The sequence below is a fragment of the Prosthecobacter sp. genome, assembly GCF_034366625.1.
Classification (GTDB): Bacteria; Verrucomicrobiota; Verrucomicrobiia; order Verrucomicrobiales; family Verrucomicrobiaceae; genus Prosthecobacter.
The window spans coordinates 219406-236400 of record NZ_JAXMIH010000006.1 but is presented as its reverse complement, the minus strand read 5'-3'; the positions used below and the strand labels follow the sequence as shown (position 1 = coordinate 236400).

19 protein-coding genes are annotated in these 16995 nt (G+C 60.8%); 4 read left to right on the top strand and 15 right to left on the bottom strand.

Going from position 1 to position 16995, the window contains the following annotated elements:
• Positions 1-18: 18 nt before the first annotated feature.
• The 15 genes from U1A53_RS03845 to U1A53_RS03775 all read right to left on the bottom strand — a co-directional run bounded on the left by U1A53_RS03845 (position 19) and on the right by U1A53_RS03775 (position 14157).
• Complete coding sequence (locus U1A53_RS03845; RefSeq protein ID WP_322279097.1) at positions 19-1806, bottom strand: SLC13 family permease; 1788 nt, start codon at positions 1804-1806, stop codon at positions 19-21.
• Positions 1807-1925: 119 nt separating this feature from the next.
• The gene (locus U1A53_RS03840; RefSeq protein WP_322279095.1) at positions 1926-2936 is read right to left on the bottom strand and encodes a PRC-barrel domain-containing protein; all 1011 of its coding nucleotides are present in this window, start codon (positions 2934-2936) and stop codon (positions 1926-1928) included.
• Positions 2937-3266: 330 nt separating this feature from the next.
• A complete protein-coding gene (locus tag U1A53_RS03835) occupies positions 3267-3977 on the bottom strand; it encodes a hypothetical protein (protein WP_322279094.1) in 711 nt (236 codons plus the stop codon).
• Positions 3978-4118: 141 nt separating this feature from the next.
• Positions 4119-4982 (bottom strand): YihY/virulence factor BrkB family protein, encoded by an 864-nt coding sequence (locus tag U1A53_RS03830; RefSeq protein ID WP_322279093.1) that lies wholly within the window; start codon positions 4980-4982, stop codon positions 4119-4121.
• A 6-nt stretch (positions 4983-4988) separates the two neighbouring features.
• A complete protein-coding gene (locus U1A53_RS03825; protein WP_322279092.1) occupies positions 4989-6110 on the bottom strand; it encodes an AI-2E family transporter in 1122 nt (373 codons plus the stop codon).
• A gap of 18 nt (positions 6111-6128) precedes the next feature.
• Positions 6129-7175: a L,D-transpeptidase family protein gene (locus U1A53_RS03820; RefSeq protein ID WP_322279091.1), complete on the bottom strand. Its 1047-nt coding sequence runs from the start codon at positions 7173-7175 to the stop codon at positions 6129-6131.
• 20 nt (positions 7176-7195) lie between these two features.
• Positions 7196-8461, bottom strand: a complete 1266-nt coding sequence (locus U1A53_RS03815; RefSeq protein WP_322279090.1) for a phospholipase D-like domain-containing protein — start codon at positions 8459-8461, stop codon at positions 7196-7198.
• 103 nt (positions 8462-8564) lie between these two features.
• Positions 8565-9008 (bottom strand): DUF2383 domain-containing protein, encoded by a 444-nt coding sequence (locus tag U1A53_RS03810; protein ID WP_322279088.1) that lies wholly within the window; start codon positions 9006-9008, stop codon positions 8565-8567.
• 214 nt (positions 9009-9222) lie between these two features.
• The gene (locus tag U1A53_RS03805; RefSeq protein WP_322279087.1) at positions 9223-9750 is read right to left on the bottom strand and encodes a DUF4142 domain-containing protein; all 528 of its coding nucleotides are present in this window, start codon (positions 9748-9750) and stop codon (positions 9223-9225) included.
• A gap of 169 nt (positions 9751-9919) precedes the next feature.
• Positions 9920-10426 (bottom strand): RsbRD N-terminal domain-containing protein, encoded by a 507-nt coding sequence (locus U1A53_RS03800; RefSeq protein ID WP_322279086.1) that lies wholly within the window; start codon positions 10424-10426, stop codon positions 9920-9922.
• Positions 10427-10777: 351 nt separating this feature from the next.
• On the bottom strand, positions 10778-11365 hold the full coding sequence (locus tag U1A53_RS03795) for a hypothetical protein (RefSeq protein WP_322279085.1): 588 nt from the start codon (positions 11363-11365) through the stop codon (positions 10778-10780).
• A 38-nt stretch (positions 11366-11403) separates the two neighbouring features.
• The gene (locus U1A53_RS03790; protein ID WP_322279084.1) at positions 11404-12159 is read right to left on the bottom strand and encodes a PRC-barrel domain-containing protein; all 756 of its coding nucleotides are present in this window, start codon (positions 12157-12159) and stop codon (positions 11404-11406) included.
• 93 nt (positions 12160-12252) lie between these two features.
• Positions 12253-12837, bottom strand: coding sequence for a L,D-transpeptidase family protein (locus tag U1A53_RS03785; RefSeq protein WP_322279082.1), 585 nt, complete (start codon positions 12835-12837; stop codon positions 12253-12255).
• 148 nt (positions 12838-12985) lie between these two features.
• The gene (locus U1A53_RS03780) at positions 12986-13627 is read right to left on the bottom strand and encodes a hypothetical protein (protein ID WP_322279081.1); all 642 of its coding nucleotides are present in this window, start codon (positions 13625-13627) and stop codon (positions 12986-12988) included.
• Positions 13628-13956: 329 nt separating this feature from the next.
• Positions 13957-14157, bottom strand: coding sequence for a hypothetical protein (locus U1A53_RS03775; protein ID WP_322279080.1), 201 nt, complete (start codon positions 14155-14157; stop codon positions 13957-13959).
• 266 nt (positions 14158-14423) lie between these two features.
• Between U1A53_RS03775 and U1A53_RS03770 the strand changes: the two genes are divergently transcribed.
• The 4 genes from U1A53_RS03770 (at position 14424) to U1A53_RS03755 (ending at position 16732) form a co-directional block, all read left to right on the top strand.
• A complete protein-coding gene (locus U1A53_RS03770) occupies positions 14424-14957 on the top strand; it encodes a helix-turn-helix domain-containing protein (protein WP_322279079.1) in 534 nt (177 codons plus the stop codon).
• A 37-nt stretch (positions 14958-14994) separates the two neighbouring features.
• A complete protein-coding gene (locus U1A53_RS03765) occupies positions 14995-15357 on the top strand; it encodes a hypothetical protein (protein WP_322279077.1) in 363 nt (120 codons plus the stop codon).
• A 117-nt stretch (positions 15358-15474) separates the two neighbouring features.
• Entirely contained in the window at positions 15475-16155 is a 681-nt protein-coding gene (locus tag U1A53_RS03760; protein ID WP_322279076.1) for a sigma-70 family RNA polymerase sigma factor, read from the top strand.
• 100 nt (positions 16156-16255) lie between these two features.
• Positions 16256-16732 carry a group 1 truncated hemoglobin gene (locus U1A53_RS03755; RefSeq protein WP_322279075.1) on the top strand — a complete coding sequence of 159 codons (477 nt, stop codon included), beginning with the start codon at positions 16256-16258 and terminating at the stop codon, positions 16730-16732.
• Positions 16733-16995: the final 263 nt, after the last annotated feature.

Below are 16995 nucleotides of genomic sequence, written 5' to 3'. Positions count from 1 at the left end.
GCCGGACACGAGGCGTGCCTAGCGCAGCGGCCATACCCATGGCACCAGCGTGATGGCGATGAGGTAGATCAGCACCGTGAGCAACGAGCCGACTTTGACGAAGTCCGCGAACCGATAGCGGCCAGGCCCGTACACCATGAGGCAGGATGGTTCCAGCGGCGTGAGGTAGGAGCAACTGGCCGCCACCGCGATCATGATTGCAAAGGGGCGTGGATTGAGCCCCGCCAGCAGCGCGGTCTGGATGGCGATGGGAATGACAACGATGGCGGCCGCTTGATTCGACATCGGCTGCGTGAGCAGCACGGTGAGCACAAAGAACCCGCTGAGCAGCCACAGCGGCCCCGCGCCACCGACGAGCGCGACGATCTGCCCGGCCAGATACGCCGCAGCACCCGTATGATCCATGGCCGCGCCCAAAGTCAGCATGGAGCCGATGAGAATGATGGCCTTCCATTCAACGGCTCCGTAAGCCTCCTCCGGCGTGATGCAGCCGGTGGCAAACACCAGCAACGTGCCCAGCATGACAGCCACCGGCAATGAGGTGACATTGAATGCGGCCAGCACAATGGCGCCGACAAAGATGCTGACCGCCAGCACGGCGCGCTGACGGCGCGGACGCACTTCTTCCATGGAATCCAGCGGTCCCAGGATGTGAAACGCACGTTCTCCACCCAATGCGGCGATCCGCTCGCGCCGTCCCTGGAGCAGCAGCACGTCACCGAGCTTGATGGGCGTGAGGCTCATCTTTTGCACCACATTCACGCCGCGCTGGTTGATCCCCAGCACCTGCAGATCATAGCGCTCGCTGAACCGCTGATTTTTGAGCGTGCGGCCAATAAGCGATGAGCCGGGCAGCACGATGGCCTCCGCCAGCGCGCTCTCGCTGTCCAGCAGCTCGGGATCAGACAGCTTCACATCTGCTTTGATCTCCATGCCGCCCGTGTCCTTGACCTTGAGGATGTCCTCCTGGCTGCCTTGTACCAGCAGCACGTCGCCAGCCTTCAGTACGGTACGCGCATGCGCCTGAAGGCGGGCGTTCTTGTCGCGAATGATGCGGATGACCGTGAGACCCAGCGTTTGGCCTATCCTGGCCTCTTCGAGAGTTTTGCCATCGAGATTGGAACCGGGTTGGATGACGATCTCGCTCAAGTAGGGCCTGGCGGCGAACTCCTCGCCCTGCTCATCCGGCGCGGCACGCTCCGGGATCATGCGGCGGCCAATGAAATACATGTAGAGCAAGCCAACGATGGAGATGGGCACGCCGACCGCCGCCAGCTCGAACATGCCGATGGGCGGCATGCCGTAGCGTGTCATCATGCCGCTGACCACAAGATTGGTCGAGGTCGAGATGACTGTGACCGAGCTGCTCAAGATGGAAGAAAACGCCAGCGGCATGAGCAATCGGCCGGGACTGATGCCAGATTTTCTGGCAATGCCGAAGACCACCGGCACGAACAGCGCCGTGGCCGCCGTGTTGCTCATGAAGGCGCTCAGACTGGCCGTGGTGATCATCACCGCCATCAGCAGGCGGTTGGGATTGTCCCCCGCGCGCAGAAGCACCGCCCGGCCCGCCAGATCCGCGATGCCGGTGCGCTGCAACGCCGCCGTGAGGATCAACAGACCGAGGATCATGATCACCGTGTCACTGCCAAAGCCCGCGAAGGTCTTGTCCGCAGGAACCAGGCCGGTGAGGGCCAGTGAGAGCAGCACGCCCAGCGCAATGATGTCCGGCGAGAAGCGATCCCACCAAAAGAGCACCAACGCGGTCACGACGATGCTGAACAGAAGAGCGATTTCGAAAGTCATTGGAAGGGAAGGAGCGGCGTTCAGTCTGCAATCCCGACCAGCGCCTCAAGACAACCCAATAACATGCCGGAGGCTGTTTCCAACCTCCGGCTGATGTTGAAGCAAAATGGCGGGCGAACTTATTCGCTTGAAGTGCGGCCGGACAATGCCCTCACGACAAGGAGATTGCTCACATTCTCCGGCTTGCCTTCCTCTGCGGCGATCACGCCGATCTTCCGCTTGCCCTCGGCAGTGTTTACATGGCCGCGCAGCGTGGTCTGGGAGTTAAGTGTGGCGACTTTCACGTTTCTGGCATGGTGTGAGAGACTGGAATTGGTCTTGATGGCCAGTTCGATGCGGCTGGTTTTCTGCGCATCGCGGAGATTCTGTCCATGCCCCATCGCGATGGCTTTGCCAGCAGTGCCATTTTGCGCGTTGTTTGCGAACTCCTGCTGAAAGGCTTTGTTATGGGAGCCGACCCACTTGAAGTGCGGCTCGTCCTTGAGTTCCGCAAAGGATTGATCCAGCACGAGACCATTGCGCTTTGTATTGTAGCGCAACGCACTTGGCTGAATGACGTAGCTGTTGTCGCCGCCCATGGCTTGAGTCACATTCACGACCTGAATGATCCGACCCTGGGGCAGATCCATCATCAGGCTGCCTACCTTGCCCAAATACTGGCCCTTCGTGTTATGGATTTGCAGGCCGAGGATGGACTCGGTCGTCTGGACATGCCCGGCAGTCTTGGAGCTGGATGCGGCATCGAAACGCGCCTTGCTCATATCAAGACGCATCACATCTCCGGTTTCATCAAGCTTGAGTGCGCGAGGGAGGACTGACGTGGTTTTGCCACCGACGCCGAAAAAGCCGCCACCGGAAGCGACGACCACCTCGACCAGGCGTGCATTTTCGAGGTCAGCAGTGATGGATTTGATTTTACCGAGTTTTTCATTCTGGAGGTTCCAGACTTCCAACCCGATGAGTTCCGTGGAACTTTCCACCTGCCGGTAGAGGTCTCCATTGGCTTTGGGTATCTTCCGTGTTCCTTCCACGTAAACAGGCGGCATTTCCACAGCAGGCGCCCCCTGTGCTTGCAGGCAGAAGCATGATGCAGCGAGAGCGCTGGTGATAAAGTTGAGTTTGAGTTTCATACGAGTCCTTTGTTTTTTTCTGGGTGATGCTTCGTGGGGTGGGCCGCGTGTGCGGCAGCCTCGGAAGCTTTATTGATACAGGATCATGGCGCTGGCATCCCGCAGTCACCATGGGGTGTAACCCCACGCGTGGAGGGAAAAGGTGATCACGCTTTCAACGTGTCTTCATCGCTCCGGTGTGATCCCGAAATGCACGGCGTAAACGCGTGTGAATGCCACGCCCAAAAACAGGTTCAGGATCTGCGCGGAATAGAACATCCAGACCAAGGATGATGAGCAAAAAGCATTCGCGTTGTAGCTGGCCTCCAGCTCGCTGTGTTGCGTGCCATCTCAGGCATGCCAGCCCGACAAGGATCGATTTTGATTCACCCGCTCCTCAGGTGTTTCGACCCACATGAACAGGGCTTTCACGTCATCCACAAAACCCAGCACCTGGTGTTGTTCCTGTTCGATCTCGATGGCCGCCTTGTCGAATGTCCACGTGCAGGTTGCCGCATCCATTCCGCCCGCACCGGGACGGCCCGGGGACGGGCTGTTTGGAACACCGCCATCGTCTTCATTCCTGGAATTCTCTTTCAGGAGCTCCAGCCTGACTCGCACGGCCTGGGAACAGGCATGAATGGTATTCACATGAAACTCGATCACGAGCGTCAGCATGTTCCAATCATTTCTGGCGGCTTCATTCAGTTGAATCGCGTGTGTCCGCAAGGAACTCAGCTCGCCAACCAGTTCGATCTCTTCGGATTCAATGGTTTCGCAGGCATCCCATGCCGTGTTGAGGCGGTCATGGTTGCTGCTGGCGATGGCGTCATGCATTTCATCCATCCGCCCGCTGATTCGTTGCAGGATGTTCTCGATGTTGTCCCACTGCTGGTGACAGCTCGTAATCCAGTCGCCGGGCGAGCCGTACTCCGCGCCGAGCCTGCGTGAGCGATGCAGCATCGAGGCCAGATTTCTCTCAAGGCCGATCAGTTGCGAGGAGTCCGTGCGGAGACCGGTTTCCAGGCTGTTTAACAGGTGGGATGTGTTGGTTGTTTTCATACCATGGGATGTGCGGTGTTCCGATGCGCGCTGTTGACCGGGCTGGCGAAATTTTCAGGGGGCCGCCAGATGATGTTGTATCATGCAGCCAAATGCTCCGCATTGGCCATGGGGTGTTAACCCCACGCATGGAAAGCCGGCTCAGCCTGCGATCACCGCCGCTTCATCATCCCGGTGCGAGCCGAAACGCATGGCGTAAACCCGGGTGAAGGCCGCGCCGAAGAACAGGATCTGCGCGGAGTAGAACACCCAGACCAGGATGATGATGAGAGATCCCGCCGCACCGTAGCTGGAGGCGATGGCGCTGCGTCCGAAGTAGAACCCGAGAATGAACTTCCCCACCTCGAACAGCACGGCGGCGATCAAAGCGCCGGGCCACACATCCCGCCAGGTGATGCGTGCGTCAGGGACAAGGCGAAAGATCAGCGCAAACAACAGCGCGATCACCAGCAGCGAGATCACGGCGTTGCCCCATTCCCACGGACCGTCCAGGCCGGGGTAGCGCCCGTGCAGGTAGTTGCCCGCCGCCGCGATGGCGGCGGAAAACATGAACGAGACGAGCATGAGGAACCCCATGACGAAAACCATCGCGAAGGAGAAGACACGCTCCTTCACCAGGATGAAAACCGGGTGGCGCTTGGAGGAGACTCCCCAGATCTGATTCAGCGAATCCTGCAGCTCACCGAACACGCCGGAAGCGCCGATCAGCAGCACCACAAAGCCGATGACCGTGCCGAGGATCCCCGTGTGCTCCACGCCGGTCTTGGTCAGAATCATCTCCATCACCTCCGCGCCCTCATGGCCGACAAAGTTTCTGAACTGCCCGACGATTTCCGCGCGCGCCGCGTCGCGCTCCACCGCCAGACTGACCAGCGAAAGCACGAGGATGGCGAGCGGAGCCAGCGAGAAGACCGTGTAGAAGGACAACGCCGCGCCCATCTTCGGCACGCGGTGCGCGTCCCATTGGCGGAACGTCTCGCGGAGCAGCGAAAAGAAGATTTTCATCGCAGGTCAGTCCTTCTCGCCGAAATGCAGGTCCTTTTGCAGTTCATGCTTTTCGGAGACACCATCGCGCAGGAAAGGCTTCAGCCAGATGCGCTCGATCGCGGCGTAGGAGGCGATGATTGGCAGCGCCGCGAGTGCTCCAGGAATGCCCGCGAGCAACGCGCCGGCCAGCAGGCCGAGCAGCACGGTGAGTGTGGAAACACGCAGGTTCTTCCCATAGATCATGGGCACGATGAGGTAGTTCTCGATCAGTTGAAGCAGCATGTAGAGCCCCAGGACGATGAAAGCCGTCTGTGGCGACACACTCAGCGCCAGCAGGAAGGCGGGTGCCGTGGCGATGAAGAAGCCGAGGATGGGCAGGATGTCGAAAACACCCGCCAGGATCGCAAGCATCAGCGCTCCAGGCACATGCAGCAGGCTGAGCACGGCAAAGGAACACACCATCACCAGCAATGAGGTGATGACCTGCCCGGCGACATAACCAAAAATCACCTGGGAGACTTCGCTGGCCGTGAGGCGGAGCTTCGCACGCTTCAACGGTGAGAAGAAGGCCAGCAGCCAGTCATAGGTCTTGTGCCCATCGATGAGCAGATAAATGGCGATCACGAGCAGCAGTGTGATCTGCGAGATCCCGCTGAGAGCAATGCCGCCTGCGGACACGAAATGGCCAAACCAAGTGCTCGCCTCTGACCAGCTCACGCTGTCCAGCAGACTCTGGATGCTCTCACGAATGCCGCTGCCCACGGGAAGCTGGTTGAGCGCATCCTCGTGCAGTTGCGGGAGATTTTTGCTGAAGGCATCCGCCTGCTCGATCAACGCGGGAATGATGAGCGCGATGCCGATGCCAAGCACCGTCAGGAGTCCGCCGATCACGATCAGCAGGCTGCCCCAGTGCTTCATGCCCCTGGCATCCAGCCAGTCCACAAAGGCGTGCAGAGTCACCGCCAGAAACAGGGCCAGGAAAACGAGCAGCAGCAGCGACCACAGCACATACACGGCATAGGCGGCCAGCAAGGCGGCGGCCACCTTGACGAAGGTGATCCAGGGAATGTGCAGTTCCACCTGCTGCGGTGGGATTTCTTCATCCGCTGCCTGGCTGCTGGGTGGTGGTGGTGCGTTGTTCTCCATGATTCGGTGTTTGGCGCTTTAGTGAATTGCCACCGGCACACCAGCTTTGATTTTGCCTGCGAGCCTGGTCACGTCCCAGTTTGCCAGCCGCACACAGCCGTGACTGGCGGAGCGGCCGATGCTGTCGGGGTCACTGGTGCCATGCAGGCCCATGCCTTTCTTGTTCAGCGCGATCCAGATGACACCCGCCGGATTGTTCGGACCGGGCGGGAGAATGTGAAACTCATCGCTGCGCTCGCCTTTGTTCAGCATCGCCTTGTCATGGCGGAAATTCGGCATCTTCGCGACACCGCGTACTTTCCAGTCGCCCAAAGGTGACTCGGTCTGCTCAGACCCGATCGTCACGGGATAGGCGGCGATGAGCTTCCCTTCCTCATGCACCGTCAACATGCTGGTCTGCGTGTCGATTTTTACCGCGGTCTTGGTCTCCGTGGGCTCATCCTTGGCTTCGGCCTCATCGTCGAGATCATTGGCCGCTAGTTCGCCGCCGGGTTTCAAATCCTTCACCGTGGTGAGATCAAAGGGTTCGACATTGGGCACGCTGAGTGTGTCACCAGCTTGGATCTCCTTGGTTTTGCCAGGATTGAGCTCCGTCAGGAAATCCACATCGGTGTGAAATTTCTCCGCGATGGCCTCAGCGGCGGTTTGATAGGTCAGCATCTTGAGCTTTGCCTGTGCTGGCACCTCATCCGGCACGTTCCCGAGGTTTTTCAGGTCGGCCTCAGTCACCGTGTAGGCCAGAAAGAGCGGATCTACACTGCTGAGGTCGATTCCACTCACATCAGGTGCTGTGTCAGGCTTTTCTGGAGGTGGTGCCGCTTTCTCTCCACGTGACTGGCGGAACAACGCCAGTGCCTTCACGGTGAACTGACCGTAGTGGCCGTCGATCTTGCCCGGGGCGAACTCCGCGCGGTCGAGAAAAATCTGGAGACGCGTGGCAGCCTCCATCTCTGCCTTGGTGCGCGGGACGGCGTCCTTTTTCTCCGGCTCTCCGGCCAGGGTGAAGCTGTTGACGAGGGCGAGCAGGGAGACTGTCGCCATGATGTTGAATGTGTGGGTTTTCATGAGGGTTTGTGGATGGGATCTCACAACTGACGTCGCAGCGTGAGTGCGAGCCGGTCGCAGATTTTTCCTGTGGCGGAACGGTTCTTGAACTCCGCACGGGTCACCCGGCGTGATTTGCCGAGGTCCTGCTCGAAGATCTGGACCTGCTCAGCGGCAAAGGCGGCATCGTAGATGTTCAGGTTCACCTCGTCGTTCAGCCGGAAGGAACGGTCATCGAAATTGGTGGAGCCAACGGAAACCCAGATCTCATCCACGATGAAGACCTTGCAGTGATACATGGTGGGCTGGTATTCATAGATCTCGATCCCGGCATCCAGCAGGTCGTTCCATAGATGGTGGGAGGCGTGCTGCACCCAGTGCTCGTCGGTATGCAGACCAGGCAGGATGATCTCAATCTTCACGCCGCGGCGGCGCGCGCTGATGAACGTCGCGATGGTCAGGTCATCCGGCACAAAATAAGCGGCCTGGAGGCGGATGCTGCGCGCCGCCGAGGCAATGGAAAGCAGATACATCAGGCGCACACTTTCGCTGCCTTCCCCGCGCGAGCTTTTGAAGACCTGCGCGAGGCTGTCGCCCACAGGTGACAGCTCAGGAAAGTATTCAGGGCCAAACAGCACCCTGGCACGGGTCTTGATCCAGTTGTCGGTGAAAGCGGCCTGCATCTGTGCCACCGCCGGGCCTTCGAGTTGGAAGTGGGAATCACGCCAGTGGTCTTTGGATTCGGCGTGGCCCGTCCACTGGTCGGCGATGCCGATGCCGCCGGCGAAGCCCATCAGGCCGTCCACCACGAGCAGTTTGCGGTGCGTGCGGTTGTTGATGCGTGCCAGCGTATGCCAGTGGATCGGATGATAACGCTCCACCTCGACTCCGGCGGCTTTCATTTCCTCCAGGTATTTCGCTTTGATTCGGCTGCAGCCTGCCCAATCGAGCATCACATGGACTTTCACACCGGAGCGGGCGCGTTCGCTCAAGGCGTCGGAAAACTTCCCGCCAATCTCACCCGACCAGTAGATGTAGGTTTCAAGGGTGATGGTTTGCCGGGCGCCGCGAATGGCGGCCAGCATCGCGGGGAAAATTTGATCGCCATTGTGCAGGGCCCTGATGCGGTTGCCGGGCAGGATGGCCGGCCCAAGCAACTGACCCATGCTGCGGAGGAACTGCGGGTCCGTCACCGTGAATTCATGCTGAACCGCATAGCGGATCTGTTTCTCGCCCGTGCGCAGATTGAGAAACACGATCGTGAGCACAATCGTGATCACGATGGTGATAAGAATGACCGGCCACATGATGTTTGCTGCAAGCGGTGGGTTCCAGCTCATCAGGCTAGGCCGCACCGGAGGCATTCTCCATGGGGTGAAACCCGACCCTCAGTGAGCTTGGATCAGGTCGTTATGCAGCACGATCCCGGCGCTGCTGCAGTTCGATCAGGTGGCCTGAGAGCGAGGGGAGCAAGGTGCGTTTGATCAGCATTTTGGCCGCCTCGGAGACGTCCGCGTTGGCAAGCGCGTTTTCATACTGGCTGATGCCGTTCTCCTCGCCGGCTTGCAGAGCTTTCAAGGCCGGAGATTCGCCGAGGAGTGTGGTCGCATTCTCCAGCGCCTGAACAAAACCGCCCCATGCGCCGGAGCTGCCGGAAGGTTCCGCGCCGCTGTCAGACACGAGCTTGTGCAGCTCGAAGGCATTGACCCGATGATCATTACGGATGCTCTCCAGCACAGCGTCGGTGGCGTCGGAGTCGAATTTTTCGATCGCCTGGGTGTAAGTCTCGACGGCGGTGATTTCATCGCGCAGCAGCGCGTTGCAGGTGTCGATGGTCTGGTCTGTGGCGGTCATGGAAGGAAGGGGAAAGCTGAGTTGTCGGGCGTTGCGGTTCTCTTGGGATCTCCACCAAAAAAGTGACAGTCGGGCTCAGTGAGCCGCGACTGTCACAGCCAGACCGGAGGTTTAGACCGGCCTGTTCGGTTTTGGGGGGTGAATGTCAGGCGAAGTGGGTTGCGCAGTCGCGGCCTCCCGGACCACGTGCTGCGCAACCGCGCTTCCTGCCAGGTTACTTGGAAGCGAGTTCCTTGGCCTGTTCGAGATGGGTTTTGAGCGTGGGGAGCATCTTCTCCGCCCACATTTTCAGATCGCTGTCCTTGGAGTCCTTGGCGGCGTCTTCAAAGTTGCTGACGCACTTTTTGTGACCGCTGGTCATTTCAGCGAGGAATGCTTTGTCGAAGTCAGCGCTTTCGGTCTTTTCCAGCTTCTGGAAGGTCTCGGCATGCTTGGGGTCGATGACGGCGGAGAGTTCCACGCCCTTGGTGGACGCCAGTTTGGTCAGCTCCTCGTTGGCCTTGGTATGCTCGGTGACGAGCATCTCGGCGAAGGCCTTGACGTCGGCCCGACTGGCTTTCTGCGCACTGAGTCCGGCCAGTTTGACGACAGCCATGCCAGCGGCGGCTTCATGCTTGACGAATTTCACATCGGCGGAGTTCAGGGTGTCTTTCTCGGCCGCCTGGCTGTGGGAGCCGAGCAGGAACAGGCCGCACAAGGCGAGCGTGGTGGTGGAGAAGCGGGTGATGGTGTTGGCTTTCATGGGTGGGGGTGTTTGGTTTGCCTGTGCGGTTGTGGTTGGTTTCACAGGCCGCATCGTTATGTGTCGCTCCGAGCATTCGCCATGGGGTGAAACCCGACTTTTTCTTTCCGCAGGCGGCGTGATGCTTGCGGGCTTGTGGCATGACGGTTCCTGATGGTGCTAGCCTCATTTACGTGTGGTGCGCGCCCCTGAGGATCTGGTCTTGCAGGCACATCTGCGACCAGAGGTATTCCTCGGTGGCATGGATCGCCATCTCATCGACGAAGCGGTGCAGGGTGGTGGAAACGAACAGCCTTGAGGCCAGGCCGAAATCGGGATGCAGATCCTCAAATTGACGCAGGTGGTAGATGAGAATGGCGCGAAGGTGCATGAGTTCACGCAGCATCTCAGGGAGCTCATAGCCCTGCTGCCGCCGCGTGGCACCGTGTTCCTCGGCGTCTTTGGTGGTCTGCTCGGCCACGGTCTCGCTGCCGTAGCGGCGTAGCGTGGCGATCAGGTCATCAAAAATTTCGGGCAGGTGGTTCGTGAGAGCGGTCGTGTTCAAGGACTTCGTCACAACGATCGCCGTGTCGTCGCGCACACGCTTCCGCCACTCGGTGAGGATCGCCTCCTTGTGCGTGCAGAGATGGTCGGCAAGACCGCCGTTGATGCTGTTGGGATCGGCTTCGGATGTCATGGTGTTAAAGTGTGTCTGAGATGAGCTGGATCAGGGTGGAAGAAAGCCCTGCAACCGTGTCACTGGTTGCAGGGCCGTTTTTGTGAGCACGTGCCGGTGCGCTGGCGGCCCGTGCTGACGAGGGGGATCAACTATTTGCAAATCCCCCGATTGTTTCACTGTCGCACCGCACGTTTCGCTCGTTGCCGGTGTGACGGGCTGGAAGTCAGGTGCAGCCGCGCAGCAGGAAGACGATGAAGAGGACGGGCAGGGGAATGCCGAGCAGCCACAGGAGCGCCCAGCCAATTTTGCCGTCCGCGCGTGGGTGAGTTACGGCTGTTTTCATCAAGGTTGTGTTGGGGGTTGTTGCGTTTATGCCGCCCGGGTGCCGGTCATGCTCTGGGGCGGGTAGATGATGACCTCCGTGGCCGGGCCCTCATCGGGGGCGGTCGTCTCGCCGGTGGTGCAGATGTCCTGCGCTCCGGCACGGGTGAAGATGTCCTCCGCCTGAGTGATCTCCTCGGAGCTCTCGGTGTGAACGGAGATGAGGATGTTGCCGTCCTTCAGCTTGCCTTCGTAACGCCGGGCTTCGAACTCAGGGATGCCGAGGCCGATCAAACCGCCGGTGATGCCGCCGACGGCGGCGCCGATGGCCGCGCCGCTGAGCGCGGCCATGATGGGACCGGCGGCGATGAAGGGGCCGAAGCCCGGAATGGCCAGCACGCCGATGCCGGCGATCCAGCCCAGCGCACCGCCGATGACACCGCCGGTGCCTGCCCCGGTGACGGCGCCTTCAGGAGCCTTGGTGTGCTTCTCGTGCGCGAAGTCGTGGCTCGTGTGCGTGTCGGCGAACAGCGCGGAGATGTCGTTGTTGGAAAAATCGGCGGCCTTGAGCTGATCGACGATTTGATCAGCCTGGGTGCGGGAGGTGGCGATGCAGAAGACAGATTTTGAGTGCATGGTGGTGGGGTTTTCAGGTTGGGGGTGGCGAGATCGAATCAGTTGCTGGCGGCGGTGGCGGATTTCACTTCCAGTTGGTTGTCCACGTTCTTGGCGCGCACGATCCGCTCGGCGATGGAGCCGATGAGCTGCCGCTCATCGGCGGTGTTGACCGGCCCGCGCAAGGTGACGCGGCCGTTCAGGGTGATGATCTTCACGTTCTGGGCGTTCACCGAGATGTTGTTCAGCGCGGTCACATCCCGGCGGATCTGCGCTGTGATGGAGGTGTCCGCCTTGCTGCTGCCCTGGTCGATCGGCGTGAGCGTGTCCGCCGTGTCGCGGTCGCGTGCATTGCGCGCGGTGTTGTCTGCGGCGGTGGCGAAGTATGGGGTCACCTGGTAGGCGCGGTAAACGCCGCCGGTGTAGCCGGTGTGGGCGAAGTCCGGCCAGGCGGCGGGCTTGAAATGCGGCGCGCTGCCCAGCCGTTCCTTGGAGGCGTCGAGCAGAAGGGTGCTGCGGTCGGGCGTGAAGCGCAGCGCGGCGGGCGGCACGGCGCTGAGTTCATCTCCCAGGCCGAGAAAGCCGCCGGAGGAAACAATGACCGCCACCACGCGGCCCGAGGCCAGGTCCAGCACGATGTTGTCCACCTTGCCGAGCGTTTCGTCCTGCTTGTTTTTGACCGTCAGGCCGATGATCTCGCTGGTCTTGGCCATAGTGCTCGATGGCTCTGGTTTGAGTGCGGCGGGCTCTTGAGCTGAGGCGGCGCATGTCACGAGCGAGACGATGCTGAGGAGGGATGAAAGTGGGCGATGCATGAGGTTTGAGGTGGTTTTCTGGAATACGCGCAGCGTCAGCCCGGCAGCGCTGGAAACGCCATGGGGTATAACCCGACTTCTGCCCCGGAGCGCTCACCGCTCGATGCGCACCGGCGTGCCCACCGCCACCGCGTGGAAAAAGTGCTCCGCCATGAAGCCGGGCATGCGGATGCAGCCATGTGAGGCAGGATAGCCGGGCAGGAAGCCCGCGTGCATGCCCGTGCCGCCGGTGATGCGCATCCAGTTCGGCATGTCAGCCCCCTGGTAAATCGCGCCGGGTGGCTTGGGATCTTTGCGGGTGTCCACATCCCGCTGCATCACCTCACCGTTGGCATCCATGTAAGCACCAAACAGAGAAGACCGGTGCTCCCGCTCTTTGGTGAGAATGCGATAGCTCCCCGTCACGGTGCCCAGCCCTTCACGGCCGGATGAAATGAGCGACACCCCGGCGAGCTGGTCGCCTTTGTACAAATACGCCCGCTGCTCTGACAGGCTGATGCGCACCGACGGGCTGCCCGTCAGGTGATCGCCATCCCAATGCGACACATCATCCACCGGTGCCCCGTACCTGGCCTGCGGCGCGGGTGGCAGGGAGATGCAGCCGGAGCAGAGCAGAAGGCAGAGGAAGGACGTGGTGGCGAGCAGGCGGGAACAACAGGGCAGGGAAGGGTGGATCACCCCTGACCTTAGCGGGAGACAGCGGCGGAAAGTATGGAGTGTTCACCCCATGGGGATGATGACACGCTTGGCCTGCTTGAAGAGGCTGTTGATCGCGGTGAGCGCGTCGGACGAACAATCAAAGTTGAGTTATCAGCCCCTGCCGGCGCTAAGCTCCTGCCTGCCTTCCCTCCAGGGCACGCTCTTTGCGCACCCGTTCCTCATCCGTTTCCACCCACATAAACATGGCTTCGAGCACATGGCCGGGCCGGTGCTGCTCCCGCTCGATGTCGATGGCGGCCTTGGCTAAATCCTTCTGATAGGCCTGTTCCGTCACATGCTCCACCAGCAGCTCCAGCTTGCTGCGCACCGCCTGGGCACCGGCGTGGAGAGCCGCCGCATCCGACTCCAGCAGACGCGCCAGCACCCCCCACTGTTTGCGAACCGCTTCCTCCTTGAGCCCGCCCGCCTGCGTCTGGAGGGTGCCCCATAGCTCACTCAGTTTGACCGCCTCGGTCGGAAGCGCCTGCGCTGCGGCCAACGCCTGCGAGCGTTGGTCCTCGGCGCTCCTGGCGCGGCCGCCGCTCGCTTCCTTCGCCAGTTCGCTGATCCGGCGCAGCACCGCTTCAAAGATGTCCCAATGCTGCTGCCAGTCCGCGTGCCACTCGTCGGCGGTGTCCGGCAGGCGGTCAAAAGCCCGGGCGCAGGGCAGCGTCGCGGCCAGTTCATCCACCAGTTCTTGCAGGTGCGCGGCAGCCAGGCGGAGTCCGCTTTCCAGTCGGTTCAGGAAGCGTGGGGTGTCTTCGTTCATGAGGTGGGTTGGGTTCAGCGCAGCCAGGGTCATCTCATCTACGTGGCTGCACCCGGTTGTGGATGGGTTTGGATGGCCCCTGAAGCCGTCGGGTCTCGTCGGCAGCCAGTCCACCGCCTGCCATCGCCTTTGAGTGTTCAGCCCATGGGCCGCATTCGAACGGCTCTCCACCGCTGAAATAAATTTCACGGCATACATCCGCTTGCGCGGCGTCCTGCGATTCATCCGTGGTCCCAGAAGCAATCTTCCGTTTATACCGAAGAAAGACGACAGGACCGTCAGGCGCGAAGTTGCACAAACTTCGCGCCTCCTTTTTGGGCCTCTGGGCGCTAACCGTTCTCGGCGTGGGCGCGCTCGTATGCCACGGCCTCGCCCACCGCGATCTTGAGCACCAAACCCTTGGGGTATCTGGCGATGATGCAATCCCCTCGGTAGAAAACGATTTCGCCGTCCTCGTGGGCCCAGCGCTGGGCCTCCACGAGTGTGTGCAGGCCGATCGAGAGCCAGACCTTGTGGGTTTTCATTTCCATGCCCACATCCATCGCCTGCGGTTCGGGCGGTGGATGCACGTTTGTTCTTCACCTTCTCTTGGTGACTTCCTTCATGATGCAGGTGGTGCCGGGAATGTCTTCCTGTTGGGGTGTGTGGGTTGGTTGCTCCATGATTCAAGCATCGGGTCATGGAGCGGACTGCACCATGGGTGCCCTCAACTGCGAACGAGCCGGTTTTTGATGAGCGCGCTGGCGCGCTCTCCAGCGATTGATCCGGTGTTCGCACATTTCATTTTCATCCCGCCATGATCTTTCCCTTTGGTCAAACCCTTCGAGCGCGGCGTGAGCAACTGGGTCTCACGCTGCGCGATGTGGCGCACCGGACGCGCATTCCTGCCGCTTCGCTCCGCTGCCTTGAAACCGCCGACTTCGACGGTCTCGGCAGCCCCACCTATGCCTGCAGTTTTTTGCGAACCTACAGCCGTTGGCTGGGGGTGGATGCCACTGAATCGATTGAGATGCTGAAGCACACCCTGCCCGTGGGGCACCACGGCGGCGTTCATGGCGGGGAGATGCCGTATGGCATCTGGCGGGAAAAAGCGCCGGTGCCCAAGCCGTCCTATTCAGCTTCACCGCTGGGTGCGGTGGCGGTCCTTTCGATTTTCATGATGGGTGCGTATGGCTTCTGGATGCATCAGCTCGGGCAAGAAATGGCGGCGAGAGCAGCACCCAGGCCCCTCCCCATGGTGCAGGCGGTCACCCCACCGTCTTTCCAGGGCTTGTCCTACCGGCAACCTGCCACCTCAAAATGGCCCCAGATTCGGCTAAGCAGCCGATGAGCCGGATGGCGTGGCGTGCCGCAAGAGAGGCAACGCCATGCGTTCAGCGCAGCCCGACACGAGCGTGAGGCGTGAAGGAGTCCACCTTCAGTTGAGGACCATCGCCAGCCATCGTCAGCCGCTGTGCGCCACACCAACAGCAGGCTCATGGCGTCCTCGCGGTGCCGATGCCAGCAAACAGAGCGTCAGGAGGATGCCACCCGCCAGAAAGCAGAAAACACCATCAAAGACGCACCAGAAGCACGAATTGCAGTTCGTGCGTGACGAACTGGCGAAGGAATATGCGAACATCTCCCTCGCCGTCATCAGCATGGTGGTAGGCCTGGCTCAATCCGTCGTGCCGCCGCAGGAAGGCCGCGTGAAGCTGCTGGCGGTGGCGCGGCAGAACCTCCGCCGATAGCCCTGAGGCCATCTGAACTGCATGGCCGCCGCCGCTTCAGCAGTCCAAGGAGCGTGGCTGCAAAACGGGGAAAACACCCCATGGCACCGGCGGGCCTGCCGCTGCCATGCTCCTGCCATGAAAATGCAGACCCTTCCCCGGAACACCACGCTGCCGTCAGGCGAGTCCATCACCGCCAATACCTCGCCCCTGCATCCTGATCTTGGTCAGGCTGAGTCACCCCTGCCCTCGGATGTCGTTCTCATGACCGCCATCCAGGCGGGTGACACCGACGCGCTGCAAACACTGTTCCAGCGTCACCAAGTCATGCTGAGGGGCATCGTCAGGCGCATCGTCAGTGATGATTGTTCCATCCAGGACGTCACGCAGGAGTGCCTGCTGGAGTTGTGGCGGCGTTCGCACCACTATTCAGCGGCAAAAGGCTCACCCTTGGCCTGGCTGCTCACGGTCGCCCGCCGCCGTGCCATTGATCACGTCCGCCGCTCGCAGGCGTATGGCAGGGCCTGCACCCGCTATGAGGACGAGACCAGGGCCCTTCCCGTCTCACTTGCTCCCACCGCATCAGGCGAGCAGACGGATCTGCGCCATGTCCTCAGCGCTCACCTCGAGCGGCTTTCCGAACCGCAGCAGCGCGTCATCGCGCTGGCCTTTCTCCAAGGCATGAGCCAGCGCGAGATCGCGCAGGCCACCCGCTCGCCGCTCGGCACGGTGAAAACACGCATGGAGCTGGGCTTGAAGAAGCTCCGCCGGTCATTCGGCAGCCGCAGTTTCGCGCACAGCTATCAGGAGGCGGCGTGATCGAAGCGCGACCCCAGGACTGTCAGCGACAAAACAAACCACAAACAACCAATCGAACATGAAAACACTCACTTCATTCATCCAACCACTCGCGATAGCGATGGCTCTCGCAGCCATTCTCGTCGCGACTGCGGTGCAAGCCGCACCAGACAGCGAGAAGAGCCTGTATGAACGGCTTGGCGGCGTCTTCGCCCTCGCCGCGGTCGTGAACCACTTTAGCGACGCGATTGTGGAGAACCCGATCGTGGGGAAGACTTCCAAGAATCCAGCCCTCAGGGAATGGCACACGAAGAGCCTGGACAGATTGCCGGGCCTCAAGTTCATGCGAACCCTGTGGGTCTGCGAGGTCACGGGCGGGCCGTTCAAGTTCTCGGCAACACAGCCGGGTAAAACTCATTTGGGCCTTGAGGAGGCACATCGTGACCTCAAGATCTCGCCAGAAGAATTCGACGAGGTGGCGGCCGAGCTGGGGCGCAGCCTTGACTTCGCCAAAGTGCCCGCGCGTGAGAAGGGCGAAGTCCTCGCGGCCTTCGCAGCGCATAAAAAAGAAGTCACAGCCGGTGACAAGACGAAGTGATGGCCTCCATCCAGGCGGGTGACAACACCCGCGCTGGAAACACTGCTGCCGCCGGAGGAGCACTCCGCCTCCATCACGACCTGCTGTATCGTAGCGCCGCAGATTTGATCGAGAGGAGCGCGGGCTTCAGCCCGCAGCACTCCGCCAACACTCATGTCGCCGTAGATTCTTCCAAAGGTCATTGCTTCGACGACATGCTGCGGACTAAAGTCCGCGCTCCACAAGCCAACCTCTGGGCCGCCGAAGCTGGATATTTAGGAGCG